We start from the raw sequence: 20,883 nt of genomic DNA on the forward strand, positions 1-20,883 counted from the left end.
CAAAGTAGTACCACTTTCCAGCATCACTTAACCAGCCATTACTTTTCATTGCCCCATCCGCATTCAAGTAATACCATGTACCATTATCTTTTAACCACCCTGTTTTCTTCACACTATTTTGATCATAGAAATACCATGTATTTCCCTCTTTTACCCACCCTGTTTTCTGCATTGCCTGTTCTGTTTTTGGAGTAAGTTGTTTTACAGCTTCTTGGTTTTCAGCATGAGATACTGCAGGAACTACAAACATTGCAGACATTAAAACTGGTAAAATAGTTTTCTTCATTTTCCATATCCCCCAAATAATGAATAATTTTAGTTTTTATTTCCACAAGGAGAATTATATTACGACATTTCAATATAATCAACATTTTTTGTAATATATTTGTAATATATTTTATTTAACCGAAATAAAAATTAATTAAAGTTAATTTTTATTACATTTTTGTTATATTTTTATTTTAATAAATTTTCAAACTAGTTATTTCTTTGAGACATTAAGAATAGACAGAGAGCCCATATTCTGAAAATCTATATTCAAGTTAAATAGCGAAAAAAAGCGGCCCACAATGATTGTGAGCCGCTTTTCACTATTCTTTAATATTTACTCCATACTCCTTAAACCACACATGAATTTGTGCCAAATGTGCCAATAGTTGTGGCCCGGTCATCAACTGACCAAACCATGGCGTTTGAAACGCACTACCACCTGATTGAATCAACCCTTGTAATTGTTCTTTATCAAACAACTCATGCAAAATTGAGTTGTTATCCGTTAACAGATTCTGTAACCACACTGTTACTGCTTCTGTGTAGTGCGGATTGTGCGTTTTGGGATACGGACTTTTCTTTCTGTATAATATATCATTTGGTAATGCACCTTCTAATGCTTTACGTAATAGACCTTTTTCGCGATTTTTATACATTTTCATTTCCCAAGGAATATTCCACGCATATTCGACAAGACGATGATCCGCAAATGGAACACGTACTTCTAGGCTCGCTCCCATACTCATGCGATCCTTTCTATCTAATAATGTCGTCATAAACCAAACCATATTCAAATAAAATAATTGTCGTCTTTTTGCTTCAATTGTACTTTCTCCTTCTAAAACCGGCACTTCCTGTATAGATTCTTCGTAGCGTCGTTGTACATATTCTTGCAGTTTTAATTTATCACGCCATTCTTTTTTCAGAAGTTGTTCACGCGCCTCTGTAGAACGCATCCACGGAAATGCACTTGATTGCAAATCATCTTCTCGGTAAAACCATGGATAACCTCCAAAGATTTCATCGGCACATTCGCCCGACAAACCGACGACAAAATCTTGTTTGATTTCTCGGCAAAACCATAATAATGAAGAATCGATATCTGCCATACCAGGTAAATCGCGAACGAGTACTGCTTCTGTTAAATACTCGGCTAACTGTTCATTGGAAATCACACAGCGGTGATGAATTGTACCAAATGTTTCTGTCATCAAATCAATAAATGGTGCATCCGAATTTGGTTGAAAAGCATTTGCTTTAAAATATTTTTCATTATCTTCATAATCAATCGAATACGTATGCAACTTCCCTTTTCCTTCTCTTTCATATGCCATTGCCGCAAACGCTGTAATGGCACTTGAATCTACCCCACCCGACAAAAATGTACATAACGGTACATCTGAAACCAATTGTCTTGTAATTGCATCCTTAAGCAGGAACCGTACTTGTTCTACTGTTTCTTCAAATGAATGTTCATGTTTTTTACTCTCAACATTCCAATAGCGCCATATACATAAACCATCTTTTGAAAAAGTAAGAACATGACCTGGACGTAGCTCTTGAATTCCTGCATAAATACCATGTCCAGGTGTTCGAGACGGTCCTAATCCAAATATTTCTGATAGTCCCTCTATCGTAACTTCTGTCTTTACATCTGGATGAGCTAAAATAGCTTTTAATTCTGAAGCAAACAATAATCTTCCGTTTTCATATTTATAAAATAATGGTTTCACACCTAATCGATCCCGTGCAATAAACACTTGTTCTTTTTTCTCATCCCAAACCGCAAAAGCATATATTCCATTTAAATGATTCACACATTCTTCTTTCCATTCGATATAAGACGCTAATAATACTTCCGTATCAGAATGCCCTTTAAATCTATAACCTCTTTGCATTAATTCTTTACGAATATCTTCTGTATTATAAAGTTCCCCATTATAACAAATTGTGTAATACTCTTCTTCTTTCATACATGTACATGTCATCGGCTGTTTCCCACCTTCAGGATCAACCACAATTAAACGTTTATGCCCAAAAGCAACATGCCTTTTGATCCAGACATTCGTATCATCTGGACCGCGCTTTGCAAGTGTTTCTGCCATCTTCGTAACCGTTTCTCTTTCACCTTCTAACGACCGCTTATAATCAATCCATCCTGTAATCCCGCACATATAAATCATCCTTCCTATCCTATATCCGTATAACTTTACTCCGTTCAAAACCCAAATAGAACCAAAAAGGCTGAACTGAAACGACTGCACGTAAAAGCCTAGTTGATGAGGGTTAATGATCCAGACGGAATTTCTCCGTCCGGATAAAAAATCCACTGTATGAAGCATGTTTTTATTCTATGCCCACCTTTCTTTAGGTGTTCCATAGTTATAAAGAATGCCTGAACTGTCCATAACAGGAATAACTACTTCTATAAAAGGAGAAATCACGAATGAAACAACGCAAACATATTTTGTATAATCAACCGCGTGCTCATACAATTGGGAATGTGGAATATATAAACAATGAATGGATATTCTTTGATGATGAAAATGATGAAGCATTTTTGCTTGAGGATATTATTGAAGATGGATTTGAAGTTTTATATAACAACAATTGGCTACCGGCAAGATTCTACGAACAAAACATATTACAAATTGCAAATGAACATCATCCATTGCAAAATGGTGAAATGATACGAATTCGTAAAAAATTACTACTCAGTTATCATGAATGGTTAGAAGAACTATCCGATTCCGCTTTTGCGTTATTTGCAGAAACATTGCAGTCCTTCAATTATTCTTTATATGACTGTATATATTGTCATAATTTCTTATCGTTTCAGCCGAAAGAAGGGCCTTGTGAAGGTGTAAACCTTCTATTATTTGATAACGAAGAAATGATTTGCTCGTTGCACCATCATTACGTTCGGTATTCCACTTGTAATAAGAATATATTTCAATTTACAAAAACAAATGGGGAACAACTACATATAGAATCTACGTGAATACGAAAATAAGAAGAATCACTCATTCTCTATAGAACGAGCGATTCTTCTTATTTTTGTTACAATAGCTATACCTCGTCTCTATCTTTTCCGTACTCAAACCTCATAAATGTATTTCATTTCATATAAGTTCAAATTTGACAAACCATTAAACAAAAACCATCTTATTCTCCTTTACAGAAAAATAAGATGGTTTTATTTTACGCAAATGGTGAAAATCCCATCGGTAATCGTAATCCAAGATATAGTACAATAACAAGCGCAATAATAAATTGAACCCAAAACGCCCCTGCTGGTTTCTTCTTACTTGTTTTCACAAGAACCATTTCCATTGCAGCAATAACCCAAACGCCAACTAACATTTTTAGGCCATACCACATATGCATGTTCCCTGTTGCTGTTTTCATAATGCTTTGATACAGTAAGAAACCCGTTACAATGATGATGATATACACAAGACGAAGCCCCATATGTACGCCTTTACCTTTTCTTCCTGCCGTATACATAGAATACGCCACAAAGAATAAAATAAGCCCTAGTGCCCACGCTGTAATATGCATGTGTGTTGTCACGATATCCCAACCTCCTCTTTTCACACTTCTTCACTTTATATGATACCATGTCCACTTCTTTTCAGGAAATATTTCGCTTTTTTACATTTAAATGATATAATATTTAGAGTATTTATAAACTTCTTGTAATAACAAAAGGGGGAACAATCATGATTCAAACAAAAGATATTATCGAACTAACAGACACATATGGAGCTCACAACTATCATCCGCTACCAATCGTAATTTCGAAAGCAGAAGGAGTTTGGGTAGAAGATCCTGAAGGAAACCGCTACATGGACTTACTTAGTGCATATTCTGCGGTAAACCAAGGACACCGTCATCCGAAAATTATTGACGCTTTAATTGAACAAGCAAACCGTGTTACGTTAACTTCACGTGCCTTCCATAGTGATCAATTAGGTCCTTGGTACGAAAAAGTAGCGGAATTAACAAATAAAAATATGGTACTTCCAATGAATACAGGTGCGGAAGCTGTTGAAACCGCAATCAAAACAGCACGTCGCTGGGCATATGATGTGAAAAAGGTAGAAGAAAATAGAGCTGAAATTATCGTTTGTGAAGATAACTTCCATGGTCGTACAATGGGGGCAGTTTCCATGTCATCCAATGAAGAATACAAACGTGGCTTCGGACCAATGCTTCCTGGCATTATTGTGATTCCTTACGGTGATTTAGAAGCATTAAAAGCTGCAATTACACCAAATACAGCTGCATTTATTTTAGAACCAATTCAAGGAGAAGCAGGAATTAACATTCCACCAGCTGGATTCCTAAAAGAAGCATACGATGTATGTAAAAAAGAAAACGTTTTATTTGTAGCTGACGAAATTCAAACTGGTTTAGGGCGTACTGGTAAACTATTTGCATGTGATTGGGACAACATAATTCCTGACATGTACATACTTGGTAAAGCACTTGGCGGCGGCGTATTCCCAATTTCTTGCGTTGCAGCAAATCGCGATATTTTAGGCGTATTCGAACCAGGTTCTCACGGCTCTACATTCGGTGGTAATCCACTTGCATGTGCTGTTTCTATTGCAGCTCTTGACGTATTATTAGATGAGAAATTAACAGAGCGTTCTCTTCAATTAGGTGAAAAATTAGTAGGACAATTAAAAGAAATTGATAATCCTATGATCACAGAAATCCGTGGTAAAGGATTATTTATCGGAATCGAATTGAACGAGCCTGCTCGTCCATATTGCGAAAAATTAAAAGAAGCGGGTTTATTATGTAAAGAAACACATGAAAATGTAATTCGTATCGCACCACCTCTTGTTATTTCTGAGGAAGACCTAGAGTGGGCATTCCAAAAAATTAAAGCGGTATTATCTTAATCAAAACAAGCTGCCTCTTACGAGGCAGCTTGTTTCATGAAACAATCATTTTTGAGAAAAGTAATATCCCAACGATAACCGGAAATAGAAGCAACACACCTGCTATACAGGAGACAATCACATGTTTCAATTCCCACCAATCATTTCTTATCCCTTTCCGAAACCAAAAAAATGAAAAAGGTATAATGAATATCACTGCCGTTACCAATCCTGGAACATATCTTTCTGTCAAAATTGCCCCAGTGATATGAAACAACCCATTCATAAAAATCATCGCTTGTATAACGAGCAATATATAAAGCGTGACTTTCTTTTTAAATATAGAATGCATACACACAAGCAGAAAGACAATGCTTGTTAACAAACATAATGCAATGAAGAAATATTGTTTTTGCCCCGCGCTTTCTTCCATACGAATCGGTTGGAAATATTTCATTTCAGGGAAAAAATAATATTCCTCAGCATTATGAAATGCAAATAGAATAGGGATGAGCCAAATATATAACGTACTATTTGACCAGGTTTTGAAGCGTTCCAACATGCTGCACCGTTATTGTCACTTCATCACCAGCGCTTAGAAATTTAGTTGGTATAAACCCTTTCCCAACTCCCGCTGGTGTTCCAGTGGCAATAATATCCCCAGGCTCTAACGTCATCCCTTTACTTACGATAGAAATAATATCTTCTATTGAAAATATCATATTTGCAGTATTTGAAGTTTGCCGAACCTCTCCGTTCACTCTTGTTTCAATATCTAATTGATTCGGGGTTTCAATAGCCGTCTTATGAACTAAATACGGCCCCATTGGGCAAAATGTATCAAAACTTTTTCCTAAGAAAAATTGTTTATGTTTTCTTTGAATATCTCGAGCAGTTATGTCATTTACAATTGTATAACCGAAAACATATTCAAGCGCCTTATCTTTTGCAATTTGTTTTCCGCGTTTCCCAATCACAATTGCGAGTTCTCCTTCATAATCTAGTTCACTCGTTGCATGCGGATGACTGTGAATTTTCTCTCCATTCCCGATAACCGTCGTCGGCGCCTTTGTGAAAATCATGATATCTTTCGGAATAGACTCTTCTCCACCCATCTCTATCGCATGATCACGATAGTTTTTTCCGACGCAAAGAATATTCTTTCTTGGTCTTGGAATAGGTGCTAATATTTTAACATCTTGCAATGGATAATACGCCGTCGTTTCATTTTCCTTTGCCCAATTTATAATTTCTACCACCTTTTCAATAAAAGCATTTCCTTTTTCGATACACTCTAGCATTGTAATAGGAACTGTAATCTTTTCGCCTTTTTGCCGCTGTGCTTCTCTAATATGCAGCACTTTTTCTTCATACTCATCCACAATGCCAACAAATACTTTCTCTTCCTTCTTCACTGTAACAAACCGCATGATTTCCACTCTCCATCCTAAAACTCATACAATGTAATTGTATTCGCATTCCTTTAAAAAAAACCTGCCAATACATTTTAATTTTTACAAGATTCTTCATTTTTCACACTATCCGATGTTATTTTGGAATAAAATGTAGAATTTTTACTTTTTTTATCGAAGCTATTTCTTTTTTATGGAACTTTTGTATAATATGTACTACATATATACTTAAAATTTATAAAGAGATGGAGCCGATTCTATGTTTGAGCAAGCGATTGAAAAAAAACGTGAGAAAATGATGTATTTTGCTGAACGTTACGGAATAACTTCTCAAAAAACAGTGGATTGTAGCCAAGAACTGGACAGGCTCTTAAATGTGGTTTGGCTTTTGAAAGCGGATTTTACCTCAACTTATACTATAGACGAACACACACAATGAAGTGTGTGTCTTTTATTTGAAAAAAGACACATTTTAATGAAAACGCCCATACAATAATAGAAAAGGATCTTGATTTTTCATATAGAACACGCATAATAACAGCAAGAAAAATTTTATTTATGAAAGGTGTTTGCTATGCCAGCGATGGTTGGACATATTCATATCGTTAACATTGGATCAAGTGGTATTTTTCATGTTGGAGATGTATTTGCAATTAGACCGGTTAGTTACTCACGTGCTTTTGCAGGAGCTGGTTCTTTTAATGTTGGTGAAAATATTTCAGTATACAATTATCAAAATGCGACAACAGTCAATGATACAGACATAATCGATCAAGCTATAATTGGATCCAACTAAAGGAGGCGATTCGTAAGTGAACTTTTATGTACAGCAAAGTATTATCATTAACAATATAAGAATTGAGAGCATTACAACATCCTCCGTTTTTCAAATTGGAAGTGCCGGCAGCATTAAAGCATTATCTAAATTTTCCAATACTGGTGGATTTACAGCGCCACTTCGCCCCTTGAAATCAAAAGGACAAATTATTTCTATTAAACCATGATAGGTTCTTCTTAAGCTCTTTATGTCATAAACATATATAAATACAAATTGAAAAACCGACATAAAACCATTCTTTTTAGGTGGGAGAGAGCATCCGGCCATGCATAGAAGCGGTCAAATCCTTTTCCTGTCCCATTCCAAGTGAAAACAAAGAGAAAAAACGCATACAGGTCATCTTTTGTTCTTCATAGCAACAACTTATATGTTGGAAAATCAAAATAGTTATATGTAGAACACCCAGAAACACACCTCCCTGTTCAAAAAAGGAGGCTTCACACAGTGAATCAAGATGTATATATTTACCTACAACAATTTCAACAAGTTCTTCAAAAACAACAAGAAGCAATTCATGCATTAGAAGAGCAAGTACAGACATTAAGGGAAGAACTTGATGAACTAAAAGGCCGGCCCTCCTCTTCTATAGGAAAAGTAGAATATAAATTCGATCAATTAAAAGTAGAAAACTTAAATGGTACGTTAAATATCGGCTTAAATCCATTCGCAACGAAAGGACAACAAATTGAAGATTTTCAAGTAGATACAGAAACATTAAAAGTAAATCCAGAAACACAAACAACTCCTGATTTTTATCAAGGCATTATTCAAGAAATGCATCGCTATTTAGATGAAGAAGCATATAATAGAATTCTTCATTTTGAACAAGAACAGCGGACACCACTCGATGATATGTATCGACAAATGATGATTGATGATATAAAAAAACAAATGGAACATCGCCTTCCTTACTATTTATCACAAGTACAACCGTATGAAGAGATTACATCAGATCCTCAGTATATGAAAGATGCAATTATTCAAGCTATGAAACAAGATATTGATAAAGCATTCCTTTCCTTTATTCAGCACATACCGAACAATTTTCGAAAGGAGTAAGTTTATATGAATTTTAACGTGATAAATCGTGAAATGAAAGTTGGCCAGATTAAAATGAACGGGGTATCTTCATCTGCACTTTTTTTAATCGGTGATGCGAACCTTCTCATTCTCTCTTCTATTCTCGATACACCTTTCGAATCGGTTACTGAGGGTCCATTTGTACCTCTCGTAACTGCCGCGCCTACTACTCCAGGTTAAGGAGGGAGCTTTATGCTTCAGCACATTTCAGTTGTTCATCAATCCAAAGTTATTTCTATGGGGATTGCTGGTGTTTTTCAAGTTGGCGATGCGAAACAGATGGAATTAAAAAGTCGTGCACTTATTGTTCATCGAGAAATCCCTTTTTATTTAAAAGATGAAGGAAGTTTCGAGGCTTTTAAAATCTTTACAGATGAGTATATTACAATTCCCAAAAGATCGACAGATGTCAAAGTGAATATTATAAATGAATGTCCCTTCATTGAAGTAAATGATGTTACGATTCGTACTTTATTAAATTCTGCCTGCTTTCAAATCGGCTCCGTTGACTATGCATTTAATAATTCACGCATTCACCAACTCCGTCAATATATTACAGATGAACCTTTCAACAAATAAATCATATAGTGATGTTAAAGAAGACTGATGAAGTAGGTGAATAACATGCCCTCTGTCGTTGGAAACCTCGTTGTTCAAAATAGTAATGGCTCTTTTAACTTAGGTGACTTCTATAATGTCTCTCCTAAGGAAAATACAAAGGCATATAACGGTTCAGGAGCATCAAATGTTGCTTTTGTTGTTAATACATTTAACGGTGTCAGCGCAACAAATACATTCGATTCAGATGTTGCGGATCAAGATCAAATTGGAACGGCTTAAAAAAAGTAGGAGAATTGTTCTCCTACTTTTTTCGTTCTTTTGATTTTCTTGTTCGCGCTTCAATAAGTGTAATCATTCTTATTGTTTAGCCTTTGAATGATAACCCACTTTCCTTCAAAGCAGTTCTAAGTTTAGGTAAAGATGCTGACCCCATACCGTACAGTTGTAAAATCTCTTTCTCACTACATTTTGAGAGCTGCTGCAAAGAAGTTATTTCATTGTGTTCCAATGCTCTTCTTGCTGGTGCCGAGAGAAGTGAAAGAAATCCACTTTCCGGTTTTCGTTCTTTCTCACAGATCGGGCAAGAAGGACAATCGCTACATTTATAGTATTGGTGTCCATTATCACAAGTTCTTAAACTTTTTTTGGAAGTTACCATTTTACATACTCCCTTCCTAGAGTTACATCTTTCCCCTTTTTCACATTTATACTTTGATGTATGTTTCACTTACTTTGTCAATCAACATGTACTATGTGATTTCCATCAAAGAAATATAAGCACTTTTCTTTCACTGGATGATGTAAACTTTTCTCTAACGCTTTCGCATATAATGAAAGCTGTACTTTATAACGTTCTTCTAAAATCGGCTTTGCTTGGTCGAATCCACCTGGGAACTTTCCTTCAATTGTATCTGTTTTAAAATCGATTAATACAACTCCGTCTTCCTCTTCTATCATACAATCAATAACTCCTTGGACAAGTACAGATTCTCTGCTCTGATTTTGCCAATCTTGATACGCTTCTTCCGCTGAAAGCATCATCGTAAACGGCACTTCACGTTCTACACTTTTCGCAGCTAACACACGCTTACCAAGATCCGTATCAAAAAATGCTACAATTCGATCAATCGCAATTTCTTCTGCTTGCTCAAATGTTAGTAATTCTTTATTTACCATTTCCGCAATTTGCTCTTGAACGGTTTCAAGCGTGATCGGTTTTTGTAAATTAACATGTTGCATTACGGCGTGAACAGCTGTCCCCCGTTCAGCATAAGTTAACCCCTTTTTCTCCATAAAACGAGGACGCGTTTTTATAGGAGTACGAAGTTTTTTAATAAAGGCATTATCACTTCCATCTTCCGATTGATAATTCCGCTTTATCTCAGTAACAGACTGCTTCGCCCGATGCGCTGTTGCACCTTCATACGCATATTCCCAAGTTAAACGAGCATACACCTCTTCTTTTCGTTCACTTTCTAGAGGAACAGTTTTTTTCTCACGAAGCGCTTCTAACAATTCTTGCTTTTCTTCTTGTACTGGTTCCGGTGCAAGTAAAGTGCTACCATCAACCATTTCCACTTTCCAGCTCGCATCGTATTCATAAATTTCATTTGGTATATTTCCTTGTCCAAGTTCAAGAAGCATTTCGCTATCACGATGTCTATATAGTGACGGTGCAATCCAATCTAAGTAACAAGATGCTCCAGCACGAACGTAATCCGGTAACAACCAATCTGTATGCTCACGCGCGTCAAGCCACTTTTCAATTTCTTTTTCTTTATCTTTCACCGTACCAATTAAAATCAATTTTTCTTTTGCACGCGTTAGAGCAACATATAATACGCGCATCTCTTCCGCAATTAGTTCCATCTTCATTTTACGTTTAATGGCTAGTTGTGATAACGTTGTATATTTAATTCGTTTACGAGGATCAATAAACTGTGATCCAAAACCGAAATCTTTGTGTAATAAGAATCGTTTCATTAAATCTTGTGTATTAAAACGGCGCCCAAGCCCCGCTACAAATACAACTGGGAACTCTAACCCTTTACTTTTATGAATCGTCATAATTCGAACCACATCTTCTTGTTCACTAAGCGCTCTCGCTGTTCCCATATCATCCCCGCGCTCTAAAATACGTTCAATAAAGCGAAGGAAACGGAACAAACCTCGGAAAGATGTTGCTTCGTACTGCCTTGCGCGATCATATAGTACGCGTAAGTTAGCTTGACGCTGTTTTCCCGCTGGAAGACCACCAACGAAATTGTAATAACCTGTCTCACGATATACTTTCCAAATTAAATCAGAAAGAGACTGCTGGCGCGCAAATTCACGCCACCCTTGCAAGAGATTATAGAACCATTGTAATTTCCCATGTAATTCTGCCTCTTCTTCAAGCGGCGCGCCTTGTAAGAAGGAACGCATCACTTCATAAAACGAGCCTTTTTTCTCATGAGCACGTAACATCGCAAGCTCTTCATCATTTAACCCAACAATCGGGGAACGAAGCACAGCAGCAAGCGGAATATCTTGCATCGGATTATCAATTACCCGAAACACATTCATCATAACGGTCACTTCTGTCGCTTCAAAATAACCTGTCGCGAGCTCAGCGTAAACAGGAATGCCTTGTAATTTTAACTCTTCCATAATTTGCGGAGCCCACGGCATCGAGCGAAGTAAAATGACAAAGTCACGGTATTTCACAGGGCGCATGCTATCTGTTTTACGATCATATACTTCATAACCTGAATCAACCATCGCTTTAATTCGCTGCGCCATTAAACGTGCTTCAAGCTGTGCTTTTTCTACTTCTACACCGTCTTCTCCCTCTACCGATTCTTCTCCCTCAGACTGATGAATACATAACAGTTCGGCTGCTACATCTTCTCCTTCTGGGTAGCTCGCACCTAACTTGAGTTCAGCATCAGCATCGTAATCGATTTCCCCGACAGTTTCGCCCATAATTTGTTTGAAAATAAAGTTCGTACCTGCTAGTACTTCATGACGACTGCGGAAGTTTTTGGCTAAATCAATCTTCATCCCGCCGTCTATTCCTTCAGGTGTAAAACGTTTATACTTTCCTAGAAATAAGCCAGGCTCTGCTAATCGGAATCGGTATATCGACTGTTTTACGTCGCCGACCATAAACAGATTACCTTCTTGTTCAACGTCTTTCGTTACAAACTTAATAATTGACTCCTGCACAAAGTTCGTATCTTGATATTCATCGACAAGTACTTCGGCAAATTTATTCCGATATTGAAGCGCAACTGGTGATGGACGAAGCTCGCCATCGTTCGTACGTTCACTTAAAATTTGTAAGCAAAAATGCTCTAAATCTGTGAAATCAACCATTCCTTTATCACGCTTTATCGTTTGAAAACGCTCAGTAAATACTTTTACAATCTGAACAAGCTTTTCTAGTACAGGGTGCATATCCTTGAAATCACGTAAAAAGCTTTCTGGTTTCCGGCTAAACAACTCTTCTTGTAGCTTCTTCACTTCATCTTTCGCTTTATTTCTAAGTGAATCTACTTGTTTGATAATCTCTTCATTGTAATCACTCTTTTTAATACGCTTTAACGTTTGCCACGAAACATTTTGCATCGCTTCATATACACTTGTCCAAGACTGATGTGCTGCACTAGATAACGTCCCGAGTAACACAAGGTCCGCCTGTAATGTCTCAATGCGGGGCGCTGGCCCATCCGGAAGCATAGCCAACTCAATTGCTTTCCGAATATGCTTTTCAGCAGTTTCCAGCTGAAACTTCACATCTTCTAATAAATAAGTTGCATACGTTAAGTCTTCAATTGATTTCCCTTCCACATCATATGCTTCGACAAGCTTATCCAGCCACTTCTCTGGATCTGGATGCGCCCTCGATTCCGTATGAAGCGCTAAAATCATACGCTGCAGGTCATTATCACTACGATCGCTCGTATATCGATCAACTAGTTCAAAGAAAATGTCATTTCCTTCGATTCCATATTCCTCTTCTAATATGTCATCTAATACTTCTTCTTTTAATAATTCATTTTCCGTCTGATTAGCAATGCGAAAACGCGGATCAACGTCGAGCATATAATAGTACGTTCGAATCACTTGTAAACAGAACGAGTGAATGGTTGAAATTGATGCTTTATTTAATAAGCTGAGCTGTTTCCGAACATGCCCTGATCCTGGCTCATCAATTAATACTTTTTCTAACGCTTCACCAATTCTATTTTTCATCTCTTGTGCCGCTGCATTTGTAAATGTTACGACAAGCAAACGATCCACATCTACTGGATTCTCGGCATTAATAATTTTGCGAATAATTCTTTCTACAAGTACCGCTGTCTTTCCCGATCCCGCTGCCGCCGCTACTAAAATATCACGGCCATCTCGGGCAACTGCCTTCCATTGATCATCTGTCCATTGACTACCTTCAGGTTTCTTTGGCCAATTCTCTATCATTCTCCGCCAACCTCCTCTCTCATTTTCTCCATCGCTTCACTATCTTTCATATCTTTTAACGTGCGAAACTGATTATCTTCAAGTGATTCATCAAACTGACAAACAGAACGGAAATTACAGAATGTACAAGCTGCTTTGTTCCCCATTTTATACGGTGCGATATCAATAACACCTTCTGTAATGTCTTTCCCGATATTTTCAAATGTATGATGTACATATTGCTGTAAAGTTGTAAATTCTTGCTCACTTGCAATACTAGAACGCGCACTGAAGCTACCATCTTTTTTCAGACCCGCAGAAATAATGTCTGAACTTCCCGTTGAAAGCTTGTTATCCATCAATCGAACAACATCCGCATCTCCTAGTACGAGACCTTTCATTTTAAATTTCTTTAAAATTTCCTTTTCAATCTCTTCTTCTGAAGCATCGCCCTTCATCTCCACAATCGGATTATGGATATGGAAATATAAAACGCCAGCAGGTGATGCCGTTCCATCTTTTTTCATCCACGTATTCGCATTTGAAATAACAACGTCTAAATACGTTAACATTTGAAGTGCTAACCCATAATATACTTCTGTTAAATCTAAAGCTTTTGTACTCGATTTATAATCAATAATGCGAAGGAAGGTACCATTTTCGTCTTCCGCTTTATCTACACGATCAATCCGGCCAACAACTTCCATTTTCACACCGTTCGGCAACGAAAACTCCATCGGCGGAAGTGAGCCTGTCCCGCCCATACCAAATGGAACCTCTAAATCAACTGGCACAAACCCACTGGACTTCGCATGTTCACGAAGGATAAGTGACGTACGGAAAATGATTTGCTGTAACTTTTGTTTCAAATAATAATTCCGATTAGAACTTAATAAAATTTGTCTTTGTAATAACGGTGCGATTTCTTCAATTACTACAGCAGAAAGATGCTCACACTCTTTTATCGATAAATCAGCCCAAGTGCGATTTTCTCTGAGTAACTTATCTGCAATTTTCTTTAGTGCTGCATGGAATAATTCGCCGATATCCGGTGCATCTAATTTAAAAATATCACGCTCTCTCAGCGATAATCCGTGCTGCGCAAAATGAGCATATGCGCAGCGATTAAATAATTCCATGCGAGAGACGCTTCCTTTAATTTTATCTCCGTATAGATCTCTACTTACAACTGAGCTAAGCTTCTGCGCACGGTTTCGATAAAATAAACTAGATAGTACACGACTACTTTTTTGCTTCCACTCAGGCGATGTAACATAGAAGTTGTAAACATCCCACCAAAAATCAAGGTTCCCTTCAAATCCATATCGTTTCCAATTTTGTAATTGCTGCGTTACATATGACAAGGTAACCTCTGGCGTTGCTACATACGAAATTTGTACCTGACGAGATAAATCATTCACATCATTCGTTACAAATACTTCTTTAACAGAAGGAAACATTCTTTTCACTTTCTTAATAAAGCTAGATGAAAGTAGCGTCTTTCCTTCTTCATCCGCAAGGGGACAAGAAATATATAACTTCTCAGATGCACGAGTTACTGTTTGATAAATAACAAATTGCTCTTCTAATAACGTCTGCCTTGTTGTTGGTGCTAATTCTACACCAGCCGTAACGAGAAATTCCCTTTCTTCATCCGATAACATCCCTTCATCTGAAGGGGCTGCCGGAATGATTCCTTCATTCGCACCAATCACAAAAGCCGCGCGAATATCCGATAACCTTGAACGATCAATGTTCGCAATGAGCACTTGATCTAAAGAAGGCGGGATATTTGCAAATTGAAGTGCCTCAAGTCCCGTTGTCATTACATCGATAAACATTGAACGAGACATCTTTTCCTCACCAAGCATTTCTACAAATGTATCAAGAAGATTCATTACTTCTTCCCAAACTTGATCATGGTCACTTGCAAATAGAAAATTCCCTTCTGCCTCAGCACGCATACGCAAATCTTCCAGTTTTTTAGGAACATCTAATTCTTCTAAAAATAAATAAACCGCTTCACACATTTGTACAACTGAACTTGCACGTTTTAAACGCTTCTGCAAACGAATAATTGGTGTCCTTACCACATCACGAAGGCGGTTTATTTTCTCTTCCATTTCACGTTCGCTATCTGTTTGCATTCCGTTTACTCCATCTAGCGAACGATAACGACGATACGTCCACGGCTCATCTGCCGTCCATCTCTTTCCTTGTACGCCATATGCTAAACAGTAATTTTCAAACTCATCCATTTCTTCGCGCATTGATTCTTTTCTCACATCCAACGGATATAACAATTCCGTTTTTATACAGCGAAAAATAGCATCATAACGCCAATTCCCACTAATGACTTCTAATGCAGAACGAATGCATTCAATCAATGGATGATGTGACATTGGACGCTTTTCATCGATAAAGTGCGGAATATCGTAATCAGTAAACAATGTTTTCATTACATCATAATAGCTTTCTCCATTACGAAGAAGAACCGTAATATCTCTGTAGCGATACTCCTCTTCCGCAACAAGTCTACGAATTTCCCTAGCTACACCTTCAACTTCCGCTCGCAAGTTTGCCGCTGTATATAATGTAATGTCTGGTTCACTTTGGAACTTCTTAGACGGACGAGATTCAAACTCAGCTTCTAGATGTGCCAATGCTGGCGAAAGAAAACGTGGCTGCTCTCTCATTGAAATTGTACTTTCAACTGCGATTTTCTCCTCACGTGCCAGTTGTTTTACCTTTTCATACGTAAGTACTGTTTGATAAAACAAATCTAGTTCACTTGTTGGCTGCGATAATGTTTTTTCATCTACTGTTAACGTAATTGTTATTCTTGCTCCGCAAATCATGAGCTGTCTAATAATCTCTAATTCCCCAGGTGAAAATGAATGAAATCCGTCTATATAAATTTCTGCGCCCTTTACATAATCAGAATCCGGAAGCTTTTCTACAAGCAACTGTAAATAATCTTCTGAATCTAAATATTTACCAATTAAAGCCCGTTCAAAATCATCATATAAAAGCTGAAGATCGTACATTTTATTTGCTAATAATTTTTGCTCATCACCGCTACTATGAGCATCTAACTGTTGCCACATCTCATATACATTCGATGGCGTTACATTATAACGTTTAAACTCGGCAATCATGCTGCCTAAATGTTCAAAAAAGCCATTTTGTTCTGCTGCTTTTTGAAACACATACAACCCTTCTTTACGCGCTTCTACAATTTTACGTAGTAACATATGCACGCCAGCCTCATCAATATGAAGGCGGCTTGCACCACCAACTTCTTGCAAGACCTTCCACGCTAGCCTTGAAAAACTAAAAACTTGCGCCCTGATGGAGGCGCTAACTCCTTCATTACCTATTAAAGCTTGCTGCGTTTGGAACGTCATTTGTTCCGGTACAAGATATAAAATTGTTTCGCCTCTTGGACGCTGCCCTAATTCTTCTTGCACTTCATGTAAACAAAATGTACTTTTTCCACTTCCAGCTCGTCCAATCACAAATCGAAGCGACATGTAATCCCCACCTTTCACTTACATAACGAACGTTAGTTTGCTGTCATCATTGTATTATAGGACAGGAAAAAAGACAAACAGAGGCTGCTTGTCTTTTCCTTCCCTATAAGCTGTAAACTCTTTCATTATCCTTTTGAAAAATTCGTCTGCACTTCATTAATCGGCCAATAGCGTAAATCCACTTTCCCGACAACAGTATCTGCTTTTACAAATCCAAAATGCCTGCTATCCCAACTGCCGAGACGGTTATCACCAATCACAAAAATATACCCCTTCGGAACAGCCTTTTCTCTCGTTAATTCTTCTAACGTAAAATCACCTGTCAACTGCCGGCCTTCCGCTTGCCTCTTATATGTTTCCAAATAAGGCTCATCAATAAATTGACCGTTTATATACAATTTGTCATGCTTATATTCAATCCGATCGCCTGGTAAACCGATAATTCGCTTTACATAGTCTTCCTTTTTATTCGCATGAAACACGACAACATCAAATCGGTTCAACTCCCCAACTTGATAGCTAACCTTATTCACAACAAGCATATTTCCATCTTGAAGTGTCGGCATCATTGACTTTCCCTCTACAACATACGTTGAGAAGAAAAACGTTCGAAAAAAAACAGCTAATAGCACACCTATAAAGATTGTTCTCATCCACTCTAAGCCTTCTTTTTTCAAAGCTCGCTTCATCTGCCTCTCCCCTCACCCTTTTCCTATAATGAAGTTGTAATTACAGCGAAGACTAGTCTTAATGTAGTTCTAGCTTTACCTCAATCTTCTTACCGACATACCATAAAATAAAAATGACACCTATGACAATAATAGTTTTCACAGGCTTATGGATAAAAGAAGTTAAATCATGCCCAATATAACTTAAAATAAGAATCATGACTAACTTTCCAAGCGCTAACGCTAACACAAATTGTCGTCTACTAATACGTGATAAACCAGCCACAACATTAATAAGTGCAGACGGCGTAAAAGGAAAACAAAATAATATAAAAATAGGTGCGAATCCTTTTCGCTCAATCCATCCCATCGCTTTTCGCACTTTCGGATGTTTATTCACAAACGAAAAGAATCGACTTCTTCCAAAACGACGAATAACTGAAAATACAATTAATGCACCAAGAACCGATCCAAGCCATGAATACAAAAAACCCAGCCAAAACCCGAAGGCAACTGCATTTGCCATCACAAACAAAATAAGTGGCAGTGCCGGGATAAGTGCCTCTACCATCGGCAAGCCAATACCAAGGAGCGGTCCAAGTGCCCGATAACTCGCTACAAGCTGATCCATATTTTCTGCTGAAAAATACTCTTTGATTGTTTGAAAATCCATTCTACAATTTACCCCTTTGCTATATTCCTACCTCTACTTTATCATCGCTTATTGTAAAGAGGAAATGGTAGATACGACATATGGAGATGTATTTATTAAAGTTCCATAGTTTTATGTAAAAATCCTTCATTATTATTGTATGATAATCTATCATTATTTGACAGGATGTTACATATTGAGAAATAAAGTGCAACTTTAATCAGTGGAGTTTTCTTCATCCTCCACTGATTATTAGCCCTCACCAATCGGGTATTTACGGGCAGTTATCTCCCACCTATCTTCTTCGCTTCTCTCGGAATCTTGAGGTGGAAGTCTTAATGCTCGCAAATAGCGGGGATAAATTTATATCCCCAAAAACGTCCTTTATCTTCCTTCATATTGTAAATTATCAATCCAGTTTTCAGCTAAAATCAACAACCGTATTATTATAAATGGGCAAAAATACTATAACAGTGGTTCCTTTCCCTACTTGGCTTCTTATGTTTATTTTTCCACCATGACTTTCAATAATTTGATAACTAATCATAAGCCCAACACCCGTTCCCTTTTCTTTTGTACTATAGAAAGGTTCCCCTAGCCTTTTAATTCTTTCTGGTGGAATACCTACTCCTTTATCTGAAATACAAATCATAACCTCGGTACTATTATGTTTTTTCACGTTAATGGTGATTTCTTGACCATTCTGTATAGCTTCAATAGAATTTTGTAAAATATTAAAAAAAACTTGTTTTAATTGAATTTCGCAGCATTCAACCAATAAATTTTCAAAATCCATGTTTAATGTAATATGAATATTCTTCATAATTGCTTGCGTACTTATTAAAGCAACCACGTTATCTAATATAGTACAAAGATTTTTAGGTTCAAATACTACAACGTTCGGTTTTGCAATAGATAAAAATTCTTGAAGAATTGTTTCAATACCTCTGATTTCAGAAAATATTAGCCTAAAATATTCCTTGTCTTCTCCTACTTCTTGTTGTAATAATTGCATGAACCCATTAATTACTGTTAAAGGGTTACGAACTTCATGAGCAATTCCAGCTGCCAATTGCCCTACTGCTTTAAGGGTATCTGATTTTTTTAATAATTCCGTTGTTTTTTTACGTTCTGTAATATCACGTACAATAATCATAATTTTATCCTTAAAAAGCGGTAAAAGTCTCGCTTCAAAATAATAAATTTCATCATCTAGTTGTAGAGGATAATCTATTAAAACAGGAACAGCTGAAATTTGTATTTGCTTAATAGCTTTCTCAAATTGCTTTGTTATAGAAACAGGTAACACCTCTTGAATTTTTTTCCCTATAAATTCTTCGATTTGAACATAAAATTTAGATATAGAATTAGTTTTACACTTCCTAATGGTCCCATCAAGGTCTGACAAAAAGTATAAATCAGGAATTGCTTTAAAAATTAATTCCAGTTCAGCCGATGTTTGTTTAAGATTTTCTTCCATTCTCTTACGGTTAGTTATATCAATCCCAATTGCTCCAATATTCCATCCTAAAATAGGAATACTCTGTAATATATTTGACCACATGATAGTTTTTATCTCACCATTTTTACAAGTTATGTTCACTTCCCAATCCCTAAAATCATTTCCATTTTTTAATAAATCGTTACATAACTGATCTCTATAAGCTTTATCAGGGTGTAGCAATTCTATTGCTGTAGGATTGTTAATAATTTCATCTGCACTATATCCAGTTACTAATTCACATTCCCGATTCCACATAATAATACTTCCTTTTTCATCAAGAGCATTAATCATAATCGGCATATTTTGTAATATGCTATATAAATGATTTTCATCATGTTGTGTTACGGTTTTTATTTGTGAATTTTTTTCATGAAAATTTTTTAAGTATAATTGTTGAGTTGCCATCTCTTCAATGAGATTTACAATACATTTAAAAGGTGTTATCTGAGAATCTACAATAACCTCTTTATTAATACTTGTCCCAATAACAAAGGTCCCTATATGCTCCTGTTCAATAACGATGGGAATATGAGTTTCTTTGAACAATTTGCTTTTTTGATTATAAAAAAAAGGTTCGCCTTTGAAAAATATAACATTTTGATTATTATCGAGGAGACAGTATGGAACTTTAGTTAAATTATAAAATTGTTCTGTTATGTTCTTGAACTCGTTTATATTTATAAGGTCTTTAAGTGTATATCTCATTATTTAACCCATCTCCTTTTTATTTAATATATCATTATAACTCTCGGGGAAACTAATTATTCAGAAAATAAAACGAGCACTTTAAACAGTTTCCTAATACAACGATAATTTTGTTCTACATTGTGATTTAGATATTTCACCTGTCTTTTCGTAATGCTTGCTGGCATCTTTTTCTCTTCCTTCGACTCTACGCCAGATACTTGTGTAGAGTGATAGCACACGGATTTGAAATATAAAAAGACCGCAAAGCTTTCTTGAAAAAGCGCTTTGCGGCCTTATGATCTCTTGTTTTTCCTAAATAAAAATCAGTTTTCCTTCTGAATCAACG

At 36.6% G+C, this 20,883-nt stretch carries 19 protein-coding genes and 1 pseudogene; 9 read left to right on the forward strand and 11 right to left on the reverse strand.

From position 1 onward, the window contains the following. Both C564_RS0119955 and asnB read right to left on the reverse strand, forming a co-directional pair. Window positions 1-286: pseudogene (locus C564_RS0119955) on the reverse strand (glucan-binding protein); the annotation flags it as partial. Between the two features lie 304 nt (window positions 287-590). Continuing rightward, complete coding sequence (asnB, locus tag C564_RS0119960) at window positions 591-2,444, reverse strand: asparagine synthase (glutamine-hydrolyzing) (protein WP_018766554.1); 1,854 nt, start codon at window positions 2,442-2,444, stop codon at window positions 591-593. Between the two features lie 272 nt (window positions 2,445-2,716). On the opposite strand from asnB, the gene C564_RS0119965 reads away from it, so the two are divergent. Then, entirely contained in the window at window positions 2,717-3,271 is a 555-nt protein-coding gene (locus C564_RS0119965; protein WP_003195877.1) for a DUF2777 domain-containing protein, read from the forward strand. A 200-nt stretch (window positions 3,272-3,471) separates the two neighbouring features. Here C564_RS0119965 and C564_RS0119970 read toward each other — a convergent pair whose 3' ends face one another. After that, window positions 3,472-3,831, reverse strand: coding sequence for a YisL family protein (locus C564_RS0119970; protein WP_033671045.1), 360 nt, complete (start codon window positions 3,829-3,831; stop codon window positions 3,472-3,474). Window positions 3,832-3,992: 161 nt separating this feature from the next. On the opposite strand from C564_RS0119970, the gene rocD reads away from it, so the two are divergent. Further along, window positions 3,993-5,183, forward strand: coding sequence for an ornithine aminotransferase (gene rocD / locus C564_RS0119975; RefSeq protein ID WP_003195875.1), 1,191 nt, complete (start codon window positions 3,993-3,995; stop codon window positions 5,181-5,183). A gap of 34 nt (window positions 5,184-5,217) precedes the next feature. Here the strand turns inward: rocD and C564_RS0119980 are convergent, their stop codons facing one another. Beyond that, entirely contained in the window at window positions 5,218-5,724 is a 507-nt protein-coding gene (locus C564_RS0119980; protein WP_026008638.1) for an HXXEE domain-containing protein, read from the reverse strand. After that, a complete protein-coding gene (locus C564_RS0119985) occupies window positions 5,693-6,592 on the reverse strand; it encodes a fumarylacetoacetate hydrolase family protein (protein WP_018766556.1) in 900 nt (299 codons plus the stop codon). The genes C564_RS0119980 and C564_RS0119985 overlap by 32 nt, the downstream gene beginning before the upstream one ends. A gap of 241 nt (window positions 6,593-6,833) precedes the next feature. Here C564_RS0119985 and C564_RS0119990 point away from each other — a divergent pair, with 241 nt between their 5' ends. The 7 genes from C564_RS0119990 (at window position 6,834) to gerPF (ending at window position 9,332) form a co-directional block, all read left to right on the forward strand. Next, window positions 6,834-7,013, forward strand: a complete 180-nt coding sequence (locus C564_RS0119990) for an aspartyl-phosphate phosphatase Spo0E family protein (RefSeq protein WP_003206142.1) — start codon at window positions 6,834-6,836, stop codon at window positions 7,011-7,013. Window positions 7,014-7,148: 135 nt separating this feature from the next. Beyond that, the gene (locus tag C564_RS0119995; protein ID WP_003195872.1) at window positions 7,149-7,370 is read left to right on the forward strand and encodes a spore germination protein; all 222 of its coding nucleotides are present in this window, start codon (window positions 7,149-7,151) and stop codon (window positions 7,368-7,370) included. Between the two features lie 16 nt (window positions 7,371-7,386). Continuing rightward, window positions 7,387-7,578, forward strand: a complete 192-nt coding sequence (locus C564_RS0120000; RefSeq protein WP_003195871.1) for a spore germination protein GerPB — start codon at window positions 7,387-7,389, stop codon at window positions 7,576-7,578. 278 nt (window positions 7,579-7,856) lie between these two features. After that, a complete protein-coding gene (locus C564_RS0120005) occupies window positions 7,857-8,471 on the forward strand; it encodes a spore germination protein GerPC (RefSeq protein ID WP_003195870.1) in 615 nt (204 codons plus the stop codon). A 6-nt stretch (window positions 8,472-8,477) separates the two neighbouring features. Further along, entirely contained in the window at window positions 8,478-8,672 is a 195-nt protein-coding gene (locus C564_RS0120010; protein ID WP_018766557.1) for a hypothetical protein, read from the forward strand. A gap of 12 nt (window positions 8,673-8,684) precedes the next feature. Beyond that, window positions 8,685-9,071 carry a spore germination protein GerPE gene (locus C564_RS0120015; protein ID WP_003195868.1) on the forward strand — a complete coding sequence of 129 codons (387 nt, stop codon included), beginning with the start codon at window positions 8,685-8,687 and terminating at the stop codon, window positions 9,069-9,071. Window positions 9,072-9,116: 45 nt separating this feature from the next. Continuing rightward, the gene (gerPF, locus tag C564_RS0120020; RefSeq protein ID WP_003195867.1) at window positions 9,117-9,332 is read left to right on the forward strand and encodes a spore germination protein GerPF; all 216 of its coding nucleotides are present in this window, start codon (window positions 9,117-9,119) and stop codon (window positions 9,330-9,332) included. 85 nt (window positions 9,333-9,417) lie between these two features. On the opposite strand, the gene C564_RS0120025 is transcribed toward gerPF, so the two are convergent. The 6 genes from C564_RS0120025 to C564_RS0120050 form a co-directional block, all read right to left on the reverse strand. Further along, window positions 9,418-9,711 (reverse strand): RNA polymerase alpha subunit C-terminal domain-containing protein, encoded by a 294-nt coding sequence (locus tag C564_RS0120025; protein WP_018766558.1) that lies wholly within the window; start codon window positions 9,709-9,711, stop codon window positions 9,418-9,420. A gap of 77 nt (window positions 9,712-9,788) precedes the next feature. Next, window positions 9,789-13,514, reverse strand: a complete 3,726-nt coding sequence (addA, locus tag C564_RS0120030; RefSeq protein WP_018766559.1) for a helicase-exonuclease AddAB subunit AddA — start codon at window positions 13,512-13,514, stop codon at window positions 9,789-9,791. Next, window positions 13,511-17,026: a helicase-exonuclease AddAB subunit AddB gene (gene addB / locus C564_RS0120035; RefSeq protein ID WP_018766560.1), complete on the reverse strand. Its 3,516-nt coding sequence runs from the start codon at window positions 17,024-17,026 to the stop codon at window positions 13,511-13,513. Before addB ends, addA begins: the two co-directional genes overlap by 4 nt. 125 nt (window positions 17,027-17,151) lie before the next feature. Continuing rightward, window positions 17,152-17,715, reverse strand: a complete 564-nt coding sequence (lepB, locus tag C564_RS0120040) for a signal peptidase I (protein ID WP_003206131.1) — start codon at window positions 17,713-17,715, stop codon at window positions 17,152-17,154. A 58-nt stretch (window positions 17,716-17,773) separates the two neighbouring features. Beyond that, window positions 17,774-18,367: a TVP38/TMEM64 family protein gene (locus tag C564_RS0120045; protein ID WP_018766561.1), complete on the reverse strand. Its 594-nt coding sequence runs from the start codon at window positions 18,365-18,367 to the stop codon at window positions 17,774-17,776. Window positions 18,368-18,767: 400 nt separating this feature from the next. Further along, the gene (locus C564_RS0120050; protein ID WP_018766562.1) at window positions 18,768-20,555 is read right to left on the reverse strand and encodes a PAS domain-containing sensor histidine kinase; all 1,788 of its coding nucleotides are present in this window, start codon (window positions 20,553-20,555) and stop codon (window positions 18,768-18,770) included. Window positions 20,556-20,883: the final 328 nt, after the last annotated feature.

The sequence above is a fragment of the Bacillus sp. 105MF genome, assembly GCF_000374885.1.
In the GTDB taxonomy this organism is placed as follows: domain Bacteria; phylum Bacillota; class Bacilli; order Bacillales; family Bacillaceae_G; genus Bacillus_A; species Bacillus_A pseudomycoides.

Bases quoted from the DNA above. Each gene is read 5' to 3' on its own strand.
- C564_RS0119970 (WP_033671045.1), bottom strand. From the start codon at position 3,831: ATGCATATTACAGCGTGGGCACTAGGGCTTATTTTATTCTTTGTGGCG.
- C564_RS0119990 (WP_003206142.1), top strand. From the start codon at position 6,834: ATGTTTGAGCAAGCGATTGAAAAAAAACGTGAGAAAATGATGTATTTT.
- C564_RS0120015 (WP_003195868.1), top strand. From the start codon at position 8,685: ATGCTTCAGCACATTTCAGTTGTTCATCAATCCAAAGTTATTTCTATG.
- C564_RS0119980 (WP_026008638.1), bottom strand. From the start codon at position 5,724: ATGTTGGAACGCTTCAAAACCTGGTCAAATAGTACGTTATATATTTGG.
- asnB (WP_018766554.1), bottom strand. From the start codon at position 2,444: ATGTGCGGGATTACAGGATGGATTGATTATAAGCGGTCGTTAGAAGGT.
- C564_RS0119965 (WP_003195877.1), top strand. From the start codon at position 2,717: ATGAAACAACGCAAACATATTTTGTATAATCAACCGCGTGCTCATACA.
- C564_RS0120050 (WP_018766562.1), bottom strand. From the start codon at position 20,555: ATGAGATATACACTTAAAGACCTTATAAATATAAACGAGTTCAAGAAC.
- lepB (WP_003206131.1), bottom strand. From the start codon at position 17,715: ATGAAGCGAGCTTTGAAAAAAGAAGGCTTAGAGTGGATGAGAACAATC.
- addA (WP_018766559.1), bottom strand. From the start codon at position 13,514: ATGATAGAGAATTGGCCAAAGAAACCTGAAGGTAGTCAATGGACAGAT.
- C564_RS0119985 (WP_018766556.1), bottom strand. From the start codon at position 6,592: ATGCGGTTTGTTACAGTGAAGAAGGAAGAGAAAGTATTTGTTGGCATT.
- C564_RS0119995 (WP_003195872.1), top strand. From the start codon at position 7,149: ATGCCAGCGATGGTTGGACATATTCATATCGTTAACATTGGATCAAGT.
- rocD (WP_003195875.1), top strand. From the start codon at position 3,993: ATGATTCAAACAAAAGATATTATCGAACTAACAGACACATATGGAGCT.
- addB (WP_018766560.1), bottom strand. From the start codon at position 17,026: ATGTCGCTTCGATTTGTGATTGGACGAGCTGGAAGTGGAAAAAGTACA.
- C564_RS0120010 (WP_018766557.1), top strand. From the start codon at position 8,478: ATGAATTTTAACGTGATAAATCGTGAAATGAAAGTTGGCCAGATTAAA.
- C564_RS0120045 (WP_018766561.1), bottom strand. From the start codon at position 18,367: ATGGATTTTCAAACAATCAAAGAGTATTTTTCAGCAGAAAATATGGAT.
- gerPF (WP_003195867.1), top strand. From the start codon at position 9,117: ATGCCCTCTGTCGTTGGAAACCTCGTTGTTCAAAATAGTAATGGCTCT.
- C564_RS0120025 (WP_018766558.1), bottom strand. From the start codon at position 9,711: ATGGTAACTTCCAAAAAAAGTTTAAGAACTTGTGATAATGGACACCAA.